The organism is Methylobacterium sp. ME121 (assembly GCF_000974725.1).
GTDB lineage: Bacteria > Pseudomonadota > Alphaproteobacteria > Rhizobiales > Beijerinckiaceae > Methylobacterium > Methylobacterium radiotolerans.
The window spans coordinates 1-3,575 of record NZ_BBUX01000148.1 but is presented as its reverse complement, the minus strand read 5'-3'; the positions used below and the strand labels follow the sequence as shown (position 1 = coordinate 3,575).

Below are 3,575 nucleotides of genomic sequence, written 5' to 3'. Positions count from 1 at the left end.
ACTTGGCCGACACCTGGGTTCCCGCGGCGTCCCGCGTCCCTCGTGCGGTCTCCCGGGCCATGCCCCCGGCGCCCAGGCGCGCGGGGACGATCACGCGCGTCCGCAAGCCGGCGGGTGCTCTCTCGGCGGCCCCGGCCGGGCGCCGCCCCCGCGGGCGGCGACGGTTGCGTCCCGGCGCCGGCCGCGCGACAACGCGGGCAGCTTCCCGCGCTCGTCTTCCCGCGCTCATCCGGAACACCACAGACGTGACGTCCAACGCCCCGGCGCATCCCCGAAAGACCTTCGCTCTCTCGACCGCGATCTCCTACCCCAACGGCGCGCCCCATATCGGCCACGCCTACGAGGTGATCGCCGCCGACGCGATCGCGCGCTTCCACCGGCTCGACGGCTACGACGTGCTGTTCTCCACCGGCACCGACGAGCACGGGCTGAAGATCCAGCAGGCCGCGACCCGGGCCGGCACCACCCCGCGCGCCTTCGTGGACGGCACCGCCGCCCGGTTTCAGGCCATGGCCGACCGGATGGACTGCGCCTACGACCGCTTCATCCGCACCACCGAGCCCGGCCACTACGCCGCCGCCCAGGAGATCTGGCGGCGGATGGAGGCCAACGGCGACATCTACCGCGACAAGTACGCCGGCTGGTACTCGGTCCGCGACGAGGCCTACTATGACGAGTCAGAGACCCGGCTCCTAGAGGATGGCAGCCGCCGCAGCCTCGCCACCGACACGCCGGTCGAGTGGATGGAGGAGGAGAATTTCCTTTTCAGACTGTCCGCCTATCAGGACAGGCTGCTGAAGCTCTACGACGAGCAGCCCGGCTTCATCGGGCCGGAAACCCGGCGGAACGAGGTGGCGAGCTTCGTGCGCTCCGGCCTCAAGGACCTCTCGGTCAGCCGCACCAATTTCGACTGGGGCGTGCCGGTGCCCGGCCATCCGAACCACGTCATGTACGTGTGGGTCGACGCGCTCACCAACTACCTGACGGTCACCGGCTTCCCCGACGCGTCGAACCCGAGAGAGAAATTCTGGCCGATGGACCTGCACGTGATCGGCAAGGACATCGTCCGGTTCCACGCGGTCTACTGGCCGGCCTTCCTGATGTCGGCCGGGCTGCCCCTGCCCAAGCGGGTCTTCGGCCACGGCTTCCTGCTCTCCAAGGGCGAGAAGATGTCGAAGTCGCTCGGCAACGTCCTCGACCCGTTCGAGCTCGCCGACACCTACGGGGTCGACCCGGTGCGCTACTTCGTGCTGCGGGAGGTGCCGTTCGGCGGCGACGGCAGCTACAGCCACGAGGCGATCATCGGCCGGATCAACGCCGACCTCGCCAACGATCTCGGCAACCTCGCCCAGCGCTCGCTCTCGATGGTCGCCAAGAACTGCGACGGTGCGGTGCCGGATCCCGGCGCCCTGGACGCGGCCGACACGGCCCTGCTGGCCCAGGCCGATGCCCTGCCGGCGCGGGCCCGCACCCTCATGGGCGATCTGGCGCTGCACACCGTCCTGGCGGAGATCTGGGCCGTGGTGGCCGAGGCCAACCGCTACTTCGCCGCCCAGGAGCCGTGGAAGCTGCGCAAGTCCGACCCGGCGCGGATGAACGCGGTGCTCTACACGACGCTGGAATCCCTGCGCGTCTTCGGCATCCTGACCCAGCCCTTCGTGCCGGGAGCGGCGGCCAAGCTCCTCGACCTGCTGGCGGTGCCGGCCGACCGGCGCGGCCTCGCCGATGTGGGGGAGGGGGGCCGCCTCGTGCCCGGCACGGCGCTCCCCGCCCCCGCGCCGATCTTCCCGCGCTTCGAGCGCCCCGAGACGCCGTCCGCTTGATGGCCCCTGCCGCTTGATGGACCTTGCCGCCCGACGGCCCCGAGACCCGATGCTCATCGACAGCCACTGCCACCTCGACTTCCCGGATTTCTCCGCCGACCTGCCGGGCGTGATCGCCCGCGCCCGAACCGCCGGCGTGACCGGCATGCTCACGATCGCCACGCGGGTCGCCAAGGCCGACACCTACCGGGCGATCGCCGAGGCCCATCCCGAGGTCTGGTACACGGTCGGCACCCATCCCCACGGGGCCGCCGAGGAGCCGGACGTCGCCGCCGAGACGATCGCGGGCCTCGCCCAGGCCAGCCCGCGCTGCGTCGGGATCGGCGAGGCCGGCCTCGACTACCACTATGCCGACGCCGCCCCCGAGGCCGTGCAGGAGCGGGTCCTGCGCGCCCACATCGCGGCGGCGCGGCTCTCCGGCCTGCCGCTGGTGATCCACGCCCGCGACGCCGACGACCACATGGAGCGGGTGCTCGCCGACGAGATGGGGCGGGCGCCGTTCCGGGCGGTGCTGCACTGCTTCTCGTCGGGGCGGCGGCTGGCGGAGGCCGGGGTGGAGCTGGGGCTGTACGTGTCCTTCTCGGGCATCGTCACCTTCCGGCGCTCGCACGACCTGCGCGACATCGCCCGGGCGGTGCCGCGGGACCGGATCCTGGTGGAGACCGACGCGCCGTTCCTGGCGCCCGAGCCCCACCGGGGGCGGACCAACGAGCCGGCCTACACGGCCGACACCGCCCGGTCGCTGGCCGAGACCCTGGGGCTGCCCGCCGGGGATCTCGCCCGGATCACCACGGCGAACTTTTTCACGCTGTTCGACAAGGCTGCCGGAACGACTCCGGGCGCCGCGTGACGCGTTCAGAGCGGGAGATCCGGATGGCGAGCCTGACCCTGCGCATCCTCGGCTGCGGCTCGTCCGGCGGCGTGCCGCGGGTCGGCAGCGGCTGGGGCGCCTGCGACCCGGAGGAGCCGCGCAACCGCCGGCGGCGCTGCTCGATCCTGGTGGAGCGGGCGTCGGGGACGGGGCGGACCACGCTCCTGGTCGACACCTCTCCGGACCTGCGCGAGCAGCTCATCGACGCCGGCGTGACACGCCTCGACGGGGTGCTCTACACCCACGCCCACGCCGACCACACCCACGGGATCGACGACCTGCGCCCGCTGGTGATCGCCATGCGGGCCCGCATCCCCGTCTACGCCGACGCCCTGACGCGGTCGCTGCTCACGGCCCGGTTCGGCTACTGCTTCAAGACGCCCCCGGGAAGTGCCTACCCGCCGATCCTCGACCTGCGCGACCTCGCCGCCGGCCGCGACCTGACCCTGGAGGGGGAGGGGGGCGCGATCACCGTGGAAGCGCTCCCGGTGGAGCACGGCAACGAGGCGGCCCTGGGCTTCCGGTTCGGCGCGGCCGCCTACATGCCCGACGTCAGCCTGATCCCGGAGGCGAGCCTCGCCCGGCTCCGCGGCCTCGACCTGCTGATCATCGACGCCCTGCGGGACACCCCGCACCCGACGCACTTCTCCGTCTCGGACGCGCTCGCGTTGATCCGGGCGGTCAGACCCCGCCGGGCGGTGCTCACCAACCTGCACACCGATCTCGACTACGCCGCTCTGGCGGCGCGCCTCCCGGAGGGGATCGTGCCGGCCTATGACGGCATGAGCCTGAGCCTCGACGGCTAGGGTGGGAGGGCAGGGGCCGAATCGGGCGTCACACGCCTGTCGTCGCCCGAGTCCAAGAAAATCGGCTTTCCGGCC

General features: G+C 72.4%; 3 protein-coding genes. All 3 read left to right on the top strand.

Features of this window, described 5'->3' with window-relative positions:
* The first annotated feature begins 245 nt into the window (after positions 1–245).
* From metG to ME121_RS32470, 3 genes are read left to right on the top strand one after another with little or no spacing between them, the layout of a single operon-like run.
* A complete protein-coding gene (metG, locus tag ME121_RS32480) occupies positions 246–1,823 on the top strand; it encodes a methionine--tRNA ligase (RefSeq protein WP_059410312.1) in 1,578 nt (525 codons plus the stop codon).
* 49 nt (positions 1,824–1,872) lie between these two features.
* Positions 1,873–2,673, top strand: a complete 801-nt coding sequence (locus ME121_RS32475) for a TatD family hydrolase (RefSeq protein WP_059410311.1) — start codon at positions 1,873–1,875, stop codon at positions 2,671–2,673.
* A gap of 23 nt (positions 2,674–2,696) precedes the next feature.
* The gene (locus tag ME121_RS32470) at positions 2,697–3,500 is read left to right on the top strand and encodes an MBL fold metallo-hydrolase (protein ID WP_059410310.1); all 804 of its coding nucleotides are present in this window, start codon (positions 2,697–2,699) and stop codon (positions 3,498–3,500) included.
* The last annotated feature ends 75 nt before the right edge of the window (positions 3,501–3,575 follow it).